Source organism: Sorangium sp. So ce726 (assembly GCF_051521405.1).
GTDB lineage: Bacteria > Myxococcota_A > Polyangia > Polyangiales > Polyangiaceae > Sorangium.
The window spans coordinates 7,160,084-7,177,232 of record NZ_CP150349.1 but is presented as its reverse complement, the minus strand read 5'-3'; the positions used below and the strand labels follow the sequence as shown (position 1 = coordinate 7,177,232).

Sequence of the window (17,149 nt, the reverse complement as noted above, 5' to 3'; positions counted from 1 at the left end):
AGCCCCTGCCGTTTGGCGGAATGAAGCGGGGCTCGCGAAGCTCGTGACGGAAAGACATGCCAAGATTCCAGAAGACGCCAAGGTGGAATTCCAACCTTGGTGTCTTCTGGCGTTCTCACGGTTTCATCGACTTACCGTTCGCTTCACAGTGTTGGCAGCACGCCGCGATCCCGGCCGAGCGGGAAGGCCGTCTCGAGGCGGGCGATGTCCTCGCTGCTGAGGTGCAGATCGCCCGCGGCCGCGTTGTCCAGCGCGTGCGCGGCGTTCGCGGCCTTGGGGATCACGAAGACCGGCTGGTGGCGGAGCAGGAAGCGCAGCGCGACCTGCCACGGCGTCGCGCGGTGGGCGGCGGCGATGGACGCGAGCACCCTGCCCGCCGTGCTGCCCGGCGCAGGGAACCGGCCCGAGCCGAAGGGGCTGTAGGCGACGACCGCGATGCCGTGCCGCTCGCAGAGCGGCAGCACCCGGTGCTCGATCGACCGCTCGAGCAGGTGATAGAGCACCTGGTTGCAGGCGATCTCGCGCGCTCCGGCGATGGCCATCGCCTTCGAGAGCTCCGCCTGGTCGAAGTTGCTGACGCCGAAATACCGGATCTTGCCCTGGTCCCTCAGGACCTTGAAGGCGCGGAACGTCTCCTCGAGCGGGTGCGGTCCGGGCCAGTGGAGGAGGTAGAGGTCGAGCCGGTCGGTGCGGAGCTGCTCCAGGCTGCGCTCGCACGCGGCGATCGTGCCGGCGTAGCTCGCGTTGCTGGGCAGCACCTTGGAGACAAGGAACACCTCGTCGCGGCGGCCGGCGATGGCCTTGCCGACGAGCGCCTCGACCGCGCCCGAGCCGTACATCTCCGCCGTGTCGATGTGCGTCATGCCCGCGTCGATCCCCCGCCGGATGGCGTCGATGCAGGCCGCCTCGTCATCCATCTCCATCTGCCAGGTGCCCTGTCCGACGACCGGGATGTTGACGCCCGTAGAACCGAGTGCGCGCTGCTCCATGATGATGATCCTCCGCTTTTGTCACCGGGGGCGGCACGCGCCGCCCCCGCCCCGCCCCCACGCGGTCCGTGCTGGCCTCCCTTCACGGAGAACCTCATGGACACAGCGTTTTCTACCTGATCGGCGTTCCAGAGGCGCCCCTCCGCCCCGGGTGGGATCGCTGAATTCACCACGAAAAGCAAGCCCGAGCGCCTTTACCGGGCTGAGCCCGGCGGTTCGCGACGTCGGTCGCTGGCGCCATATCCGTGAAAAATTCCTTGCTTGAGGACGTCGCAGACAGGCGATGAGCCGCTGTGTAGATTGCGCTGCCCGCGGGCTCTGAGGAGGTAGATCGATGCGTTGCATGCTGATGGGATCGTTCGTACTGGCCGCCGTGATGTCGTTTGCTGGCGTGAGCCGCGCGCACATCGACCTCACGTCCCCCGCGCCGAGGCACGCGGACGACCAGCAGAAGGTGGCGCCTTGCGGTGCTCGCGGCGATGCGCGGGGCGAGACCGTCACCGTGTTCGAGCCGGGCGAGACCATCACGGTGACGTGGAACGAGACGATCGATCACCCCGGGCATTTCCGGATCATGTTCGACGACGACGGCTTCGACGATTTCCCGGAGCCGGCCAACGAGAACGATCTCTGCGAGCCGGGGACGGACAAGGGCTGCCTGCTCGACGGCATCGCCGACAAGCGCGGAGGGTCGTATTCGGCGGAGGTCACGCTCCCGGACGTGGAGTGTGACAACTGCACGCTTCAGCTCATCCAGGTCATGACGGACAGGAGGCCGGCCACCCTGTACTACCGCTGTGCGGATCTGGTGCTCAAGTCCTCCGACCCTGGCGCCGCGACGAGCGCCGCGAGCTCCGGCGCCGGCACGGGCGGCGGCGCGACGGGCGCGGGCGGGGACGCGGCGACGAGCGCGAGCAGCAGCGCCACGGTGGGCGCAGGCGGGGGCGCGACGACGGGGGCGGCCGCGGGCACGGGCGGGGGCGCGACGACGGGGGCGGCAGCGGGCACGGGCGGGGGCGCAACGACGGGCGCTGGCGTTGACGAGGGATCTGGCGCGGCGGAGGACGACGGCGGGTGCAGCTTCGGCGGCGCGGCGGGCGGGGCTCCGATCTCGGCGGGGCTCGGCGCGCTCGCCGCCCTTGCGCTCGTGGCGCGCGGGCGGAGGCGAGGCAAGCTGGCGCCGCGGCAGGGCGCTGCCGGTCGCGGGCCGCGGCGCTCGTGATCGCGGGCCGGCGCGCCGTCAGGAGCGGCGCGTCGGCCCTTCGGAGAACCTGGCGATCTCGATGATCTCCGTGGCGCGGTCGCTGGCCGGCGGAGCGAGCCAGGGGCCGTCGAACCGCGTGACCAGCGCGGTCACGTTGTCGCGGCCTCCGGCGGCGAGCGCGGCGTCGATCAGGGCGCTGGCGGCTGTCGCGGGGTCGGGGTGGGCGTCGAGCGTGGCGGCGATGTGCCGATCATCGACGAGGTCGCTCAGCCCGTCGGTGCAGAGCAGCAGGGTGTCCTCGCGGCGGAGCTCGACGGCGGAGAGCGCGATCCTGAGGTGTTCGCGGAGCCCGAGCGCCTGGAGCATCACGCCCCTGTGCTCGAAGGTGGCGGCCTCCTCGGGCCGCAGCTTGCCGCTCTCGAGCAGCGACTGGAGGAGCGTCTGGTCGCGGGTGAGCTGGGTGAGAACACCGCTGCGGAGGAGGTAGGCGCGGCTGTCGCCGACCTGCGCGAGCAGGAGGCGCTCATCGCAGAGCGCGGCCACGGTCACCGTCGTGCCGCTGTTCCGGTGCTGTGAGCTCCGGCGGGCGTTGTCGCGGACGGCGCGCCCGGCCTCGCCGATCGCCTCGAGGAGGCTCCGCTCGAGGGCGTCGCTCGATCGGGGCGCGGAGCGGGTGAGGATGTCGTGGACCATGCGCGCCGCGAGCCGGCTCGCCGCGTCGGGGGACGACGCGCCGCCGGAGCCGTCGTAGACGCCGAGCGACAGGGCGAGCGGCGGGTCGACGGACGCCTGGGCGGCCGCGGGCCCGTGGGCGAGCCCGCGCGCGAGATCGCTGATCAGGAAGGTATCCTCGTTGTGCTCGCGGCTGTGGCCCACGTCGGTCTGGGCCGCCACGGCGACCGCCGCGGCGTGTTCGACGGCGGACGTGCGGTACACGGGCATGCGCGCAATGTACCGCGGCGGCGCTGTCCGAGGGAGGGCGCTCGACGCGCGGCGCGCCTCGTGCCTCAAATGAAGACAGACCGCATGAGGCTGCTTCCCAACCCCGAGCGCGCGTGGGAGCGCGCCGCGCACGTCCAGACCCTCGCTCGCGCCGAGATCGAGCGGCGCATCACGCCGTTCTCCGGCGAAGCGGAGGTGCTCTCCGGCGGGCACGCCAACGTGAACGTGCGCGTCGACGCCGAGCGCGTGCTGCGGGTGTACCGCCGAGACGCGACCGCGGCGCCGAAGGAGGCCAGCCTGCTGGCGAGGGGCTGGCGGTCGTTCCGCGTCCCGGCGGTCCTGTCGGCGGGTGAGGACTTCCTCGTCCTCGAGCACGTCCCACACGGACCGCTCCAGGACACCGCGACGTGCGGCGCCGCGGTCGGGCGCGCGCTCGCGGAGATTCACAGCGTCGGCTACGACAGCGCGGGTTTCCTGGGGCCGGAGCTCGCCGTCTCCGGGCCGTTCGCCGACTGCATCGGCGCGCTGCGGGGTTATGTGGACGCGGTCCTCGACAGGCTGGCTCCTGCCCTGCGCGGCGAGCTGAGCGAGCACGTGCGCGACTTCCTCGACGCGAACACGGAGGCGCTTCGCGCGCTGGCGTCGGCGCCCGTGCTGCTCCATGGGGATTTCAAGGCGTCGAACCTGCACTGGCTGTCGTCGGGCGAGCTCCTCGTGCTCGACTGGGAGTTCGCGTACGCGGGACCGAGCCTGATGGACGTCGGCCAGCTCCTGCGCTGGAGCCCGGGGCCCGAGTTCGTCGCGGCGTTCGCGGGTGCTTACCGCCAGAGCGCGCCGCTTCCCGAGGGGTTCGAGCGCTGGGCCGCAGCGTTCGACCTGTTCAACCTGGTGGGCCTTCTCGACGGGGTGGAGCCAGAGTCGCGCCGGGCGGCCGATGTCTGTGGCCGCATCCTTCAGACCACAGGGGAAGCGAGGGCTGAGGTGGCTTGAAAACGTCGAGCCCCGCATGGCTCGGTAGTGCATATTGGCGGGCGCCGCAGCGTGGAGAGTCGTTTTCGTGATGAGCAGCTCGGCGCGCGGACGCTCGACGAGCTGCTCGGCGCCCCGAGCTAAAGGGCCGAGGAGGGCCCGCCGCGCCGCCCGGCCGTCCGGCAAGCACGGCCGCGCAGGGGCGGCAGCGATGCACCGGCGTCCCCGGCGTCGCCGACCACCCCGTCGCTTCTGCGCAGAAGACGGCCCGCTCAGGGCAGGCCGGCAGGCGTCAGGACGACACCTTCACCCAGGCGGGGCGCTCGCTGATCCGCTTCCACCACGCTGCGACGTTCGGCCGATCGCTGATGAGATCCCCGAGCTTCGACACCACGAGACACTGGAGGTACGGCATCCACGAGATGTCGGCCAGCGAGTAGCTCGAGCCCGCGAGGTACTCATGGCCGGCCAGCGCCTTCTCGACAACGTCGAGCGTCCTCGAGACATCGGCCTTGGATGCGTCGACGATGGACTCGTCGCCCTGCTTGCCCTGCATCGGCAGGAAGACCCGCTGGAAGACGATCTTGACCGCCGGGGTGGCGAAGTACGATTGCTCCACGCTGAGCCACTGATCCATGAGCGCCCTGGCCCTGAGCTCGGTCGGCGTCAGCGGAGCTCCCGGAAGCTTGTGATCGAGGTAACGCATGATCGCCCTCGACTCGTAGAGCGTGAAGTCCTCGTCCTCGAGCACCGGGATCACGCCGAAGGGGTGGCGCGCGAGGTGATCGGGCTGCTTGTGCGCGCCCTTCGTCAGGTCGACGAGCACGAACTGCGCCTCCTGGCCCTTCTCGGCGAGCACCGTCAGGACCTTGCGCGTACACGTGCTCATGGGATGTCCGTAGATCTTCATCGCGTCTCCTTGTCCTGTGTTCCGTCGCGAGGCGCCGACCGGCGGCGGCCCCCGCGGCGCGCTAGCCTAAACGGATTTCTCCGACCGCGAGCGCTCAGATGACGCGGGCCGACCGCGGCGCGCGATCAGCCCTCGCGCCGCCGGTCCTCCTGCCACTCGGCGTCGCGGGCCGCGGCGAAGACCGGGAGGCGCGCGAGCCACCGCTCGCCGGCGTTCGGGCGCTCGAGCGCGATGCGCAGCGCCGCGATCAGCTCGAGCGGCGCGGCGTCGAGGCCCTGCTCCTTCGCAGCCCATCCCAGGCCGGCGAGGACGGCGTTGGCGACCTCGTAGCCCGGGCGGTGCATGGGCGCCGTGGGGACGGTCGCTGGCGCGGCGAAGTGGCGCTCGCACGCGGCGGCGTCGAGGGAGCTCCAGCCCGCGCACACGATCGGGCGGACGGCGTGGATCGAGCAGGCGCCGCGCTCGTCGAGCAGCGGGCAGGGGACGCCGGCCTCGGCGCGTTCCAGGCGGGAGAGCCCGCGCGTCGCCGCGTCGGCGGCGCGGACGCGCTCCTCCAGCGCGGCGAGCTCCGCCGGGCTCCGCGTGGCGCGCAGGTGGGCCGCGATGCGGAGCACCTCCGGCGCCAGCACGAGCACCTTGCTGACGCAGCAGGTCGCGCAGCCGGCCTTGCAGGCGATGGGCCGCTCGGGCGGCTCGGCGGCCGCCGAGGCCCCTTGCAGCGCCTCGGCCCGCGCGAGCGCCGAGGCCGCGGCCGACACCGCGCCGGCCTCGGTGCGCGCGCTGAGCGACAGCGCGAGCGCGGCGCGCTCCCCGTCGGCGATCCCCTCGAGGACGGCGGGGGTGTACCGCGTCCCGGGGGCGAGCGGCAGGGAGCGCTTCCGCCGCGTCATCGCGGCGCTACGCGGTCTCCGGGAGCCGCCAGTCGATCTCGTCGGCGCCGCGGGCGCGGAGGGCGCTGTTGATGGTCGAGAACGGCTTGCTGCCGAAGAAGCCGCTCCTCGCCGACAGCGGCGAGGGGTGCGCCGCCTTGATGACCGTGTGGCGTTTCGCGTCGATGAGCTTTGCCTTCTTCTGCGCGTGGCCGCCCCAGAGCACGAACACAACCCCGTCGGGCCTGTCGTTGACCTTCTTGATGACCGCGTCGGTGAACGACTCCCAGCCCTGGTTCTTGTGGGAGTTCGGCGTGTGCGCCCGGACGGTGAGCACGGTGTTCAGCAGCAGCACGCCCTGGGTCGCCCACGTGGTGAGGCAACCGTGGCTCGGGATCGTGAAGCCCGGCAGATCCGAGACCGCCTCCTTGTACATGTTGGCCAGCGACGGCGGCGGCGTGATGCCCGGGCGCACGGAGAAGCACAGCCCGTGGGCCTGCCCGTCGTCGTGGTACGGGTCCTGGCCGAGGAGCAGCACGCGCACGCTCTCGTACGGCGTGAACTTGAACGCGGCGAAGACGTCCTCCTCCGCCGGAAACACCTGGTGCGCCTTCCGCTCGTCCTCGACGAAGCGCGCCAGCTTCTTGAAGTACTGCTGCTCGAGCTCTCCGGCGAGCACGCGCTCCCACGAGGCAGGTAGATCGATCTTCATCTCTCGTTCAGACCCCTTCCTTCGGACAGAACTCGCTCATCCGGCATTCCCCGCACTTCGGCTTCCTGGCGACGCAGGTGTAGCGGCCGTGCAGCACCAGCGCAGGGCCGAAGAACGTCCATTGATCCTTCGGCACGATCTTCATCAGATCCTCCTCGATCTGCTCGGGCTTCTCGCGCTTCGAGAGGCCGATGCGCCCGCTGAGGCGGGCGACGTGGGTGTCGACGATGATCCCTGAGGGGATGTCGAACGCCGTGTTGAGCACGACGTTCGCCGTCTTCCTGGCCACGCCCGGCAGCGAGGTGAGCTCGGCCATGGTCGCGGGCACCTCGCCGCCGAAGCGCGCGACGAGCTCCTTGCAGGCGGCCTGCACCGTCTTCGTCTTCTGGCGGTAGAAGCCGGTCGGCTTGAGCTCTTCCTCGAGCTCCGCCGTGGGCGCGTCGGCGTACGCCTGCGCCGTCGGGTACTTCGGGAAGAGCGTGGCGGTCACCCGGTTGACGCGCTCATCCGTGCACTGCGCGGCCAGGATGGTCGCGACGAGCAGATCGAGCGGCGTCTTCCAGTCGAGCTCGTAACGCGCGTCGGGGTGCTCCTCGCGCAGCTGATCGAGGAGGAGGGGGATGCGGTCTCGGGCGTTCATGGGGGTTATCGCAGCGTAACCCAGCCCCGGGCCGCCCGTCAGCGGGGCTCGGCCCCTCAGCGACGCCGGGCCACGGGCCCCGGGCGCCTCCGGCCGAAGTAGGTCTCGAGCAGCTCGCGCCCCACGAGGTTCGCCTTGGTGCGCCACGCGATGTCGTTGGCCAGCATCACGGAGACCGCGATCTCGGGGCGATCCGACGGCGCGAACGAGGCGAACCACGAGAACATCCGCGACGGGCTGCCGCCGACGAGCGTGCCGGTCTTGGCGGCGACGGGCATGGTGCCGAGGGCGCGGGTGCCGTCCGGCTTGCGGAACGCCTTGGCGCAGGTGCCTCGCCGCGTGGTGATCTCGAGCATCGACCGGAGGGTGCGCGCGACGTCGGCCCGGAGGCCGCGGCCGTCGGTGCTCCGCGGCGCGAGCGCGCCCGCGTCCCCGCGGTCCTGCGCGCCCGGCGGCGCGAGCAGCGAGAGGCGGACGCGCTCGCCGTCGTTGGCGATCGTCTGCATCGCGAACAGGGCGCCGAGCGGGCTGAGCCGCCCGCTCCAGAAGCCCGCGGCCGCGCGGGCGAGGCCGAGCCCGTCGGCCGGGATGTGGGCGGCGCTCGGCGCGACGGGGATGTCGATCGGGACCTCGCCGTCGAAGCCGAGGTCGCGGGCCTTGTTGCGCAGGTCGTCGGCCGTGAGGTGCTGGCCTGCGAGGCGGGCGAAGACGCCGTTGATGCTGCGGCCGAGCGCCTCGCCGAAGACGGTGCAGGTGGCGCCGCGGCCCTGGAGATCGGCCGCGGTGATCGCGCTCATGCCGCCCGTGTAACAGACGGGCGTGGCGACGTTCACCTTGCGGCCCTCGAGCAGCGCCGCCGCGGTGACGATCTTGAAGAGGCTCGCGCTCGGTGCGAGCGGGGTGGCGACGTAGTCCCGGTCTCCGCGGCTCGCCCACACGAGGATGCGGCCGGTGCGGACGTCGGAGGCGACGATGGCGCCCTCGGGGGCGCCGGAGCGGGCGAGGAGGCGCTCGGCGGCGCGCTGGAGCTCGGGATCGAGCGTGAGGCGCACCTGCTTGCCCGACGCGCCGACCGTGGCGTGGACTGCGCCGGCCTCGACGTGGAGCTTTCGGACGCCCGGCGGCGCTGGAGATGCCGTCGCCGGCGCGATCCCGACGGCGATCGCGGCGGCGAGCGCGAGGAAGAGACGCGATCGCACCGCGCGGAGATGCCAGGGGGCGCGCGGGAGGGCCAAGTTCCGGGCGGCGTTCGCGACGGGTGCCTCGTCGCCCGGGGATGAGGGTCGGGAGCGGCTCGTGAGGTGCTGCGCCCGCTCCCCGGCTTCGCCCTGGAGCGGCTCAGCGCTCTTGTTCCAGGGCGATCCGATGGCCGTCGGGATCGACGACCGTCACGGGCGAGCTGCCTTCGGAGCCGATGGCGCCAACCACCGCGCCCAACGCTCTGAGCGACTCCAGGATCCGATCGAGGTCGGAAACGACGAGCCCCAGACGGAGACCGGACGTCGGCCTGTCCGAGAGCGGATAGAGCTCGAGGATCATCCCACCCACGTTGCACGAGTAGTGCTTCGGTCCGTTGCCGTGTTGCTCCGGGGACAAGCGCAGTCCAAGGCCTTCGTAGAACTGCCGCGAGCGCTCGAGGTCCGCGCACCGGAGAACCATGTAGGCAATACGTTGCACGCTCATGGGAGGGGAGCCGCGCGCGCTGACCGAGGTCAGCGCCGCCCTTCCGGCACGATCGTCTCACCGCGCGCCAGCATCTCCACCAGCGCCGCGATCTTCTTCGCGCGCCCGGCGGGCGTCTTGATGTTGTTCATGCGAAACGCCAGCGCGAACAGGTTCTGGCGTCCGAGGGTCTGGAACGTCTTGCGCGCCCGTGGGTTCGCCTCGATGGCCGCGCGAAGGTCGTCGGGAAGGGTGTCTTCGGTCGCCCTGCGGATGGGGGCATAGGCGGCCTCCCAGCGACCATCCGCCTTCGCGGCGTCCACCTGCCGCTGGCCGTGCGGGGTCATTCGGCCGGCCGCCGTCAGCCGAGCGATGTGATCTGTGTTGATCTGGCTCCAGACGCTCCTCGCCTTGCGAGGGGTGTACCGCTGCAGAAACGAGACCTCGTCGAAGGCCTTCCGGATGCCGTCAATCCACCCCCAACACAGGACCACGTCCAGCGCCTGCGCGTAGGTCACCGTCGGCATGCCCGAGTCCTTCTTGTGAATCTTCAGCCACAGCTCGGTCTCGCGGGCGTGGTTCGCGACCATCCAGGCTTCGAAGGCCGCCTCGGTGGGGAAGCTCTTGATCTTGTCTGGATTGGGAATGATCGGTGCCATGAAAAAGGTCCCGGTTGAAGTCTATCGATCAAGGAGCCAAGGGGGCCGGCGCGCCGGATTCACGGCGATGATTTAGGCATCATCGCCTCCCCACCGCCAGCGGGGAGCTTCACCCGTGAGCCAGCAGATGGCGATGAGCGCCGCCGTGAGGACGAATACGTAAATGACGTAGACAACGGTCCCGCTTGTGGCGTGAACGAACGGAATGCCACCAAGGACCACCACGAAATAGATAAGGAGGACGACCCAGCCTTGCCATGCAGAGGGCAGGCCCCACCCCCAACCATAGCGCTTGGCGGGAAACCAATACTTGGGAGTGTCCTTAGAAGACATGTGAATCCTGCCTGCCCATGTGATGCCTGACGAAATAGCGTTTTAGCGCCTCTCGCCGCGAAAATGCTATTTCGTTGGGCGGCCGCATCGCTCAATCCTCGGGCGGATGCCAACCCGCGATGACCCAGCCTCGCCGGGCTTCCACGAGCTCGGCGCGGTTCAGGCGAACCGCAGCGGCCAGTCGGCGTCTTGCCGATGATCAGAGATCCCTCTGTGTTCCAACCGAAATGATCCAACCAGACCTGCTGTCGTGGATTGAAGAGACGCACGACTTCCCCGGTGTGCGGGTCGGGAGCAGCGATTCGATTGCCGTTGTGATCGTTGCACATCGAGCATGCGAGCCAGAGGTTTTCCCTGGCAGTAGGTCCGCCCAGAGACTCAGGGATAATGTGGTCGATCTCCATCGGCGTGCCGATAATACGCGCCGAGGTCAGGCAGTAGCCGCAGCGATGGCGCGCCTCACTGGTGACCTGCTCACGCAGCGCCCTCCCGATGTAGCTACGGCTCATGTCCTTGATGAAGCCCCGAGACGTCATGACCTCGCTGCTTGAGCAGCGCGGCAGATCGGGAGCGAACCAGCATGATCCGCGTATACTCCTTCATGAGCGTCGCGAGCTCCTCGATGTCCGACGCGGAGAGCCCTTCGCTCTGGCGCTTGATGTGCAGATCCTCTAGTTCTGCTGCCTTCTCCGCGGCGAGGCTCTGCCTGGCGGCCCGCCAGAGATCCTCGTCACCTAGCAGGTGCAGCGCGGCGATGGCCTCCGCCATGTCGACCGGCAGCTCGTCGGGTTCGTCAGGGAGGGAGGTTGCCACCGCGTCGACGAGCTCGGCCTCGACGGTTCGTTGCGTTTTCTGCGCGCGGCGAGCCAGGCGCTCGTACAGCGGCTCGGGCAGGTTCACGGTAACGGCTTGAACGGCCATATCCTAGTTTACGATGGGCCGTCGAGGCCAGCAAGCTCGGCGGTACAAGGCACAGCGCGACGCGCAGCCGGCCGTTCTCCTCTGCCGGGCCATGATCGGTATCATCGTCAGCCCAACGGGTAGTCGACTGGTCAACCGAAGCCAGCGGCCCAGGCCGGAAGGGATGGCCTGGTCCGACGGATCCGCGTGCGGGAGGCGCGCCGCCGCGGCGGTCGTCGCCGAGCGCCGGGTCTGGTAGGGTGCACGCAGAGGTGCCTGTGCTCAAGCTGCCGAAAGATCTCGTCGCCGATCCGCGCCATGACGCGGTGTTCGAGCTCCTCACCAAGCACGCGGGTCTCTTGTGGGAGAGCGGCCGAAACCAGGTGGCGACGCTCCCGATCACCGACGCGCTGGCCGCGGAGCTCCGCGGCGCGCTCGCGGCCGAGCACGCCTGCCACGGCCTCGAGCTCATCGCCGACAAGCTCGCCAGCGAGCAGAAGGGGCTGGACGCCGCGGCCAGGAGGGCCCCGGAGAGCCCGCAGAACGCCCGCGCGTCGCGCATCCTCTTTCTCGCGAGCGACGGCAGCACCCGCTTCTATCGCGACTGCGACGCGCTCCTCTCCCGCTACCCGCAGCGCCTCCTGGCCTGCCGGCTCGAGATCCCGGGCGAGGGGCTCGGCGAGAAGCTCACGGGGAGCGCAAGGATGATCCGGAGCGTGCTTGTCCTCGACAAGAGGGTTGCCGCCAGAGCGCTGCTCGCCCTGCTCCCGCCGGGTTGACGTCCTGCTCCCGCCGGCCTGACGCCCCGGCGGCGCCACGGCGCGCTCCAGCGCAGCGCGTCCTCCGTCTACGCGGCGCTCGCGCGCAGGCATCACCGTCGGCCCGCCGTCCTGGAGGGGCACGCCTCTGCGCCTGGAGGTCATGGCCTCCAGGCCACAGCCTCCACACCGGCGCCTGGAGCATTTTAGCGGGGCTGTTGGCGTGCTCCCGTTCCGGCGCTCGCTCCACGAGCGCCCCCCTCAAGATCACCCGAAATCAGCGCCCGCCGAACCGGCACGCAGCGTGCTCAGCGTGCTCAGGAGGAAGGACAGTCCGTCGATCAATCAATCCTCGACGGAGAAAACCCATCATGAAATCTACCGCATTCATCCTCAGCAGCCTCGTTGTCCCCTTCGCCCTCGTCGGTTGCGTCTCGGGCTCCGAACCTCACGACGAGGGGCTCATGGACGTCGAGGAGGCCGCCGCCTTCCCCGAGGCAGCGCGCGCCCCGGTGGAGGTGCAGCCGTCCGAAGGCCTCGGCGCGCAGAACACGGCGCCGGCCGCGGACGCCCTCGTCCAGCAGACGCCGACCCCCGTCGCGAAGTCTGGCGCAGAGATCGTGGTCAGCCCCGGCGGCAGCGCGCAGTCCCTCGTCCTCCTCCAGCTCCCGATCGTCAACCTGCTTTATAACCCCGGCTTCGAGAACGCGCAGGCCGGCATCCCGTCGGGCTTCATCGATCATGGCAACGCCAACGCCTCATGGTTCGCCGGCTGGGGCACCGCGGCGGACTCCTGGCCTGCCACGAGCAATGACCTGAACTACGGCGCCATCGCGACGTGGCTCAAGACCGACGTCGTGCACACGGCCAACAGGCGCAGCCTCCTCGTGTCCGCGACGACGACCAACGGCGGCATCGCCCAGCAGTACTGGACATCCGCCAGCCCGCCGCCGAACAACGCCTACCTGCGGTTCAGCGTCTGGGTCTATACCGTGACCGGGCAGGTGACGATAGGGCTCGGCAGCGGCGGCACGGGTTATAATACCAGGACCTCGACGCAGGCCGGAAAGTGGGAGTACCTCCAGACCTGCGGCACGTCGTTCAACAACGAGGTCTATATCTACACGATCGGCGGGCCGGCCGTGTACTACGTGGACGACGCCAACGTATCGGCGACACCTTCGCCCCTCCTCGACCAGTATTGCTCGCCCGGCGCCGTCGTCTTCTGATCCACGCCTCCGCCGCTCGGCGCGCGATCCCGGGCGAGCCGGCGTCAAGAGGTCGCGGGGGTATCGCTGGACCTCGAGGGGCTTCGCCGTCAGACGCGCGGCGGCGGCGGGGAGGGCCAGGTCGCTCCGTCGTCAGTCACCATGGATGCGGTTCTGAACGAGCTTCTCCATCACCCGGTCGAGGTTGAACGCCGCCGGCTTCTGCCGGGGAGGAAACCGCTCGAACGACTCGAGGAGCTTCGCGACGTACGCCTGGCAGGGCACGACCAGGAACACATGGTCGAGGACCCAGTCCCAGTACGTGTTCGAGCCCTCGTCGGCCCGCTCGAACGGGTCGCGACGGAGGTTGAAGATCTTCGGGATCCGCAGCTGGACGAAAGGCTCGGCCCAGAGCTGCAAGCGCGTGGCGCGCTGCTCCATGAAGACGAGCTTCCAGTCGTCATAACGAATGGCCAGCAGATCGCCGTCGTCGCCCACGTAGAAGAACTCCTTTCGCGGGCTCTCCGCCGCCTCCCCGGTGAAGTAGGGGAGCATGTCGTAGCCGTCGATGTGCACCTCGAACTTCTTGCCGCCGGCCTCGTGGCCGCGAAGGAGCTTCTCCTTGATATCGGGGACGCCCGCGGCGGCGAGCAACGTCGGCAGCCAGTCCTGGTGGGAGACGATCCCGTTGAGCACCTTCCCGGCCGGGATCTTCCCGGGCCACCTCACGAACGCCGGCACGCGGAACGCGCCCTCCCAGTTCGTGTTCTTCTCGCTTCGGAAGCAGGTGATGCTGGCGTCCGGCCAGGTGTTGAAGTGGGGCCCATTGTCTGTCGAGTACAGGACGATGGTGTCGTCGGCGATCCCGAGCTCGTCGAGCTTGGAGAGGATCTTGCCGATGTACTCGTCATGCTCGACCATCACGTCGTTGTAGTCGCCCTGGCCGCTCTTCCCGCGGACGTTCTGCTTCGGGTGCGTGCGGAAGTGCATGTGGGTCGTGTTGTACCAGACGAAGAACGGCTTTCCGTCGCGGTGGGCGCGTTCGAGGAACTCGAGGCACCGGTCCGTGATCTCGTCGTCGATGGTCTCCATCCGCTTGCGCGTGAGCGGGCCGGTGTCCTCGACGCGGCCGTCGGCGAAGCAGTGGAGCACTCCCCGCGGCCCGAACCGCTTGCGGAACGCTGGATCCTTGGGGTAGTCGGGGTGCTCCGGCTCCTCTTCGGCGTTCAGGTGGTAGAGGTTGCCGTAGAACTCGTCGAAGCCGTGATTCGTGGGCAAGTGCTCGTCCCGGTCGCCGAGGTGGTTCTTGCCGAACTGCCCGGTCACGTAGCCGAGCGGCTTCAAGAGCTCGGCGATCGTCGGGTCCTCGGGCCGGAGGCCGACCTCGGCGCCGGGCATCCCCACCTTGGTGAGCCCGGTGCGCATCGGGTTCTGGCCGGTGATGAACGCGGCTCGGCCAGCGGTGCAGCTCTGCTGACCGTAGTAGTCGGTGAAGGCGAGCCCCTCCTCCGCGATCCGATCGATGTTCGGGGTGCGATACCCCATCATCCCGCGGTTATGGAAGCTGATGTTCCAGACGCCGATGTCGTCTCCCCAGAGGATGAGCACGTTGGGCTTGCCATCGCGCTTCTTCGTCGTCTTCGGAGCAGCCGTACCAGGTGTCGACATGGCGATGGAATGGCACGCGAGCGGTGTCCGACAAGTCGGGAGAACCCGCAACGGGCGCACCGAAGATGGACTCCGCTCTCCGCCGCTGCTTGACCCCGTGGTGGACGGTCGCCTTCGTGCTGTCCGGACGCATCGCTCAGTCGGTGCAGCACGGCGCCCCGCCGGGGGCGTCGCAGGTCGCCGGATCGTTGCTGCACGGCAGCCCCCACTCCACGGTGGCGCCGAGGACGACCTCCACCTGCGCCGTGTGCTTCGTCGAGCCGTCGTCGTTGCGCGCCTCCGCCGCGAGGATCACGTGGGTCCCTTCCTTGAGCACGGCGTCCGGCTGCCACCGCGTCCCGGGGAGGAAGGCAATGAGCCCGAACGCGTGCGGGAACTCCCCGGGGAGGAGCTCGACCATCCCCTCCTGCGGCACGCCCGGCGGGAACATGTCCCCGGTCGCAGGGTCCTTGACGCTGTACCGCACGCGGACCCTGGTGCCGCAATCGCTGCAGCCGACGGCGAACCAGAGATGATATCCCCCCTGGGGCCCGGTGATCACCGGGAGCGTGGCGCCCTCCTCGATGCTCTCGAAGCAGGTCTCGCCGGTCCCGATCTCGAACACCGCGGGGTCGTCCGGCAGGCGGCACCCGCCGCCACCGCCCGCCCCCGTGGAGCTTCCGCTGCCGCCTTCCCCCGTGGAGCTGCCGCCTTCGCCTGAGGAGCTTCCGCCGCCTTCGCCTGTGGAGCCGCCAGCGCCCGATCCATTCGAGCTTCCGCCGCCGCCCTCGCCGGTCGAGGTGCTGGCGACGCTCCCCTCGCCGGTGGAGCTACTGCCGCCGCCGTCGTCGGCCGAGCCGCCGCCGCCCATCGGGTCCGCCTCGACGCTCGAGCTGCAATGGAGACACAGCAGCGCGAGGGTGAACACGGGAGTCGCTTGCCAGCGGGTCAATGCGCGAAGGAAAGATCTCATGGGGAGCACCTGGAACACGCGAGGGCGCTGTAAAGGGGAGAACCGGAGCGCTCCCTCCTTCAGGCGCGATGTCCCGGAGGGCCGCGGCGGGCTCGACGCGAGCGTCGGCCCTGGCCGACTTGGCAGCAACCGTTCCATCGCGGCTCCGCGCAATCCGGGCGCTTTCCCGAGCGCGGTTGCTAGCGCGCTGCGCCACGTGTGCCAGGCGCAGACAGCTCTGGCACAGGGACCAGGCGCCCACGGCCCGGCCGGCGCAGCGTGCGCGCTGGAGAAGCGCGGCGACGACGCGCCCGGCCCAGGCGGGCGTCTTCGAGACCCACGCCGTGCCTTGGCGCGCTATGGTGTTGTCTCCCGGCCGGGGGCCGGGGGTTCCTTGCCGCCCATGCCGACGACCCGCCTGTTGCACAGCGCCGAGATCCCCCAGGCCGACAACCTCGCGAACGTTCGGCGCGTGCTCGAGGCGCTCTCGGGCGGGGTGACCGAGAAGGAGCAGATCTCCGAGCAGACGGGCATCTCCTTGCGGCACGTCGGCTATGCGCTCGCCGCTGCCCGCGTCCTCGGCTGGCTCGGCGACGACGGCGCCTCGATCACGCCTGCGGCACGCGAGCTGCTCGCCACCGCGTCCGGCTCTGCCGACGAGCGGACACACCTGCGGCGCGCGATCTTCGCGTGCGAGGTCGTGAAGGAGGTCGCGCCGGATCTCTTCGAGCCCGCGGCGCCGACGCGGGAGGCGCTCGCGCGGCGCATCTTTCGCTTCACCGCGGGCATCGGGAAGGAGACGGCGCGCCGGCGCGCGCAGACCCTGCTCGCCTGGCGGAGCCAGGTGCTGGAGCGGCAGCTCCCGCTCTTTCCGAAGCGCCCGAGGAAGCGCGGCGCCGCGGCGGCAGCGAGCGCTGGCGAGGAGACAGCGCCAGGCGGGGAGACGGCGTCCGGCGAGGAGACGGCGCCGCGGCGCTGACCCCGCTGCTACCGCGCTGCCGGCGGCTTGCGCGCCGCGCGCGCGGCGCGCAGCTCGTCAGGGCTCAGCTTGCTGTCGCGGTTCGCGTCCGCCGCCTTCACCCGCTCCCAGCGCTTGTCACCCACCTCGTCCCTGGTGAGGAAGCCGTCGCCGTTCTTGTCCTTCTTGGCGAAGCGCGCCTTCTGCTTCGCTTGCCGGTCCTTCATGCGCTGCTCGGCGTGCGCCTTGAGCTCCTCGGCCGACAGGGTGCCGTCGTTGTTGGTGTCCGCCTTGCCAAGCCGCTTCTGCGCCTTCTCGGGGAGCTCTGCGACGGTCAGCTTGCCGTCGCCGTTCTTATCGAAGCGCTTGATGAGGCGGGCCGGGTCCTTCGGGCCGTGCTGGCGGCGGGCGTCCTTGCCCTGGCCCTGGTGCGGCGCCGGCTTGTCCCCCGTGCCGCCCGCGCCATTCGCCGCGTAGGCCGCTCCGCCGCCGGCGAGGACGGCCGCGGCAAGGAAGCTGCCGAGGGCGAAGCGACGGATCGCGCTGTGGGTCTTGCTGGAGAAGAAGGCGAGGGTCATCGGGGTCGTGCTCCTTGGTGCAAGGGCCAGCCTGTTCTTGCCGGCATCTGTTCCTGGGACGCTCCCCGGGCCGCCCTCCCTACGCGCTCCTCGATCTTTTTTCAGCGGGCGCGTCCGGGGGCGCGGTGGGTGCCCCGGTTCGAGGTCGAGGACGACGTTGCCCGCAGGTATCCTGTGCAAATCCCGCTATTCCGGGTCGGGGAGGGCGCATAACCTGGGAGCCTCGCCGCGCGGCGCTCTGCGGGACCGCGCCGGAACG

The 17,149-nt window shown here is 70.1% G+C and carries 19 protein-coding genes and 1 pseudogene; 5 read left to right on the top strand and 15 right to left on the bottom strand.

From position 1 onward, the window contains the following. Nucleotides 1–143: 143 nt before the first annotated feature. Nucleotides 144–989 carry an aldo/keto reductase gene (locus WME79_RS26700; RefSeq protein WP_437520361.1) on the bottom strand — a complete coding sequence of 282 codons (846 nt, stop codon included), beginning with the start codon at nucleotides 987–989 and terminating at the stop codon, nucleotides 144–146. Nucleotides 990–1,323: 334 nt separating this feature from the next. On the opposite strand from WME79_RS26700, the gene WME79_RS26695 reads away from it, so the two are divergent. Further along, a complete protein-coding gene (locus WME79_RS26695; protein ID WP_437520359.1) occupies nucleotides 1,324–2,211 on the top strand; it encodes an SCE4755 family polysaccharide monooxygenase-like protein in 888 nt (295 codons plus the stop codon). Between the two features lie 18 nt (nucleotides 2,212–2,229). On the opposite strand, the gene WME79_RS26690 is transcribed toward WME79_RS26695, so the two are convergent. Next, nucleotides 2,230–3,135 (bottom strand): PP2C family protein-serine/threonine phosphatase, encoded by a 906-nt coding sequence (locus WME79_RS26690; RefSeq protein WP_437520358.1) that lies wholly within the window; start codon nucleotides 3,133–3,135, stop codon nucleotides 2,230–2,232. An 84-nt stretch (nucleotides 3,136–3,219) separates the two neighbouring features. On the opposite strand from WME79_RS26690, the gene WME79_RS26685 reads away from it, so the two are divergent. Continuing rightward, nucleotides 3,220–4,125 carry a phosphotransferase family protein gene (locus tag WME79_RS26685; protein WP_437520356.1) on the top strand — a complete coding sequence of 302 codons (906 nt, stop codon included), beginning with the start codon at nucleotides 3,220–3,222 and terminating at the stop codon, nucleotides 4,123–4,125. A gap of 271 nt (nucleotides 4,126–4,396) precedes the next feature. Here the strand turns inward: WME79_RS26685 and WME79_RS26680 are convergent, their stop codons facing one another. The 10 genes and pseudogenes from WME79_RS26680 to WME79_RS26635 all read right to left on the bottom strand — a co-directional run bounded on the left by WME79_RS26680 (nucleotide 4,397) and on the right by WME79_RS26635 (nucleotide 10,810). Beyond that, the gene (locus WME79_RS26680) at nucleotides 4,397–5,014 is read right to left on the bottom strand and encodes a glutathione S-transferase family protein (protein WP_437520354.1); all 618 of its coding nucleotides are present in this window, start codon (nucleotides 5,012–5,014) and stop codon (nucleotides 4,397–4,399) included. Nucleotides 5,015–5,139: 125 nt separating this feature from the next. After that, nucleotides 5,140–5,904 carry a YkgJ family cysteine cluster protein gene (locus WME79_RS26675; RefSeq protein WP_437520353.1) on the bottom strand — a complete coding sequence of 255 codons (765 nt, stop codon included), beginning with the start codon at nucleotides 5,902–5,904 and terminating at the stop codon, nucleotides 5,140–5,142. Between the two features lie 7 nt (nucleotides 5,905–5,911). Beyond that, nucleotides 5,912–6,595: a uracil-DNA glycosylase gene (ung, locus tag WME79_RS26670; RefSeq protein WP_437520351.1), complete on the bottom strand. Its 684-nt coding sequence runs from the start codon at nucleotides 6,593–6,595 to the stop codon at nucleotides 5,912–5,914. 7 nt (nucleotides 6,596–6,602) lie between these two features. After that, nucleotides 6,603–7,235: an endonuclease III gene (nth, locus tag WME79_RS26665; RefSeq protein ID WP_437520350.1), complete on the bottom strand. Its 633-nt coding sequence runs from the start codon at nucleotides 7,233–7,235 to the stop codon at nucleotides 6,603–6,605. A 56-nt stretch (nucleotides 7,236–7,291) separates the two neighbouring features. Next, a complete protein-coding gene (locus WME79_RS26660) occupies nucleotides 7,292–8,434 on the bottom strand; it encodes a penicillin-binding transpeptidase domain-containing protein (RefSeq protein WP_437520348.1) in 1,143 nt (380 codons plus the stop codon). A gap of 139 nt (nucleotides 8,435–8,573) precedes the next feature. Further along, entirely contained in the window at nucleotides 8,574–8,918 is a 345-nt protein-coding gene (locus WME79_RS26655; RefSeq protein WP_437520347.1) for a VOC family protein, read from the bottom strand. Nucleotides 8,919–8,947: 29 nt separating this feature from the next. Next, nucleotides 8,948–9,556 carry a YdeI/OmpD-associated family protein gene (locus tag WME79_RS26650; protein WP_437520345.1) on the bottom strand — a complete coding sequence of 203 codons (609 nt, stop codon included), beginning with the start codon at nucleotides 9,554–9,556 and terminating at the stop codon, nucleotides 8,948–8,950. A gap of 72 nt (nucleotides 9,557–9,628) precedes the next feature. Further along, nucleotides 9,629–9,889, bottom strand: coding sequence for a hypothetical protein (locus tag WME79_RS26645; protein WP_437520344.1), 261 nt, complete (start codon nucleotides 9,887–9,889; stop codon nucleotides 9,629–9,631). Nucleotides 9,890–10,242: 353 nt separating this feature from the next. Further along, nucleotides 10,243–10,293: pseudogene (locus WME79_RS26640) on the bottom strand (HNH endonuclease); the annotation flags it as partial. A gap of 94 nt (nucleotides 10,294–10,387) precedes the next feature. After that, entirely contained in the window at nucleotides 10,388–10,810 is a 423-nt protein-coding gene (locus tag WME79_RS26635; protein ID WP_437520342.1) for a hypothetical protein, read from the bottom strand. 251 nt (nucleotides 10,811–11,061) lie between these two features. Here WME79_RS26635 and WME79_RS26630 point away from each other — a divergent pair, with 251 nt between their 5' ends. Beyond that, on the top strand, nucleotides 11,062–11,568 hold the full coding sequence (locus WME79_RS26630) for a hypothetical protein (RefSeq protein ID WP_437520340.1): 507 nt from the start codon (nucleotides 11,062–11,064) through the stop codon (nucleotides 11,566–11,568). 350 nt (nucleotides 11,569–11,918) lie between these two features. Then, nucleotides 11,919–12,776, top strand: coding sequence for a hypothetical protein (locus tag WME79_RS26625; protein WP_437520339.1), 858 nt, complete (start codon nucleotides 11,919–11,921; stop codon nucleotides 12,774–12,776). Between the two features lie 132 nt (nucleotides 12,777–12,908). Here the strand turns inward: WME79_RS26625 and WME79_RS26620 are convergent, their stop codons facing one another. After that, the gene (locus WME79_RS26620; protein WP_437520337.1) at nucleotides 12,909–14,423 is read right to left on the bottom strand and encodes an arylsulfatase; all 1,515 of its coding nucleotides are present in this window, start codon (nucleotides 14,421–14,423) and stop codon (nucleotides 12,909–12,911) included. Between the two features lie 136 nt (nucleotides 14,424–14,559). Beyond that, nucleotides 14,560–15,375 (bottom strand): hypothetical protein, encoded by an 816-nt coding sequence (locus WME79_RS26615; protein ID WP_437520336.1) that lies wholly within the window; start codon nucleotides 15,373–15,375, stop codon nucleotides 14,560–14,562. A 382-nt stretch (nucleotides 15,376–15,757) separates the two neighbouring features. On the opposite strand from WME79_RS26615, the gene WME79_RS26610 reads away from it, so the two are divergent. Further along, a complete protein-coding gene (locus WME79_RS26610; protein ID WP_437520334.1) occupies nucleotides 15,758–16,333 on the top strand; it encodes a hypothetical protein in 576 nt (191 codons plus the stop codon). Nucleotides 16,334–16,341: 8 nt separating this feature from the next. On the opposite strand, the gene WME79_RS26605 is transcribed toward WME79_RS26610, so the two are convergent. After that, on the bottom strand, nucleotides 16,342–16,890 hold the full coding sequence (locus WME79_RS26605) for an EF-hand domain-containing protein (RefSeq protein WP_437520333.1): 549 nt from the start codon (nucleotides 16,888–16,890) through the stop codon (nucleotides 16,342–16,344). Between the last annotated feature and the right edge of the window lie 259 nt (nucleotides 16,891–17,149).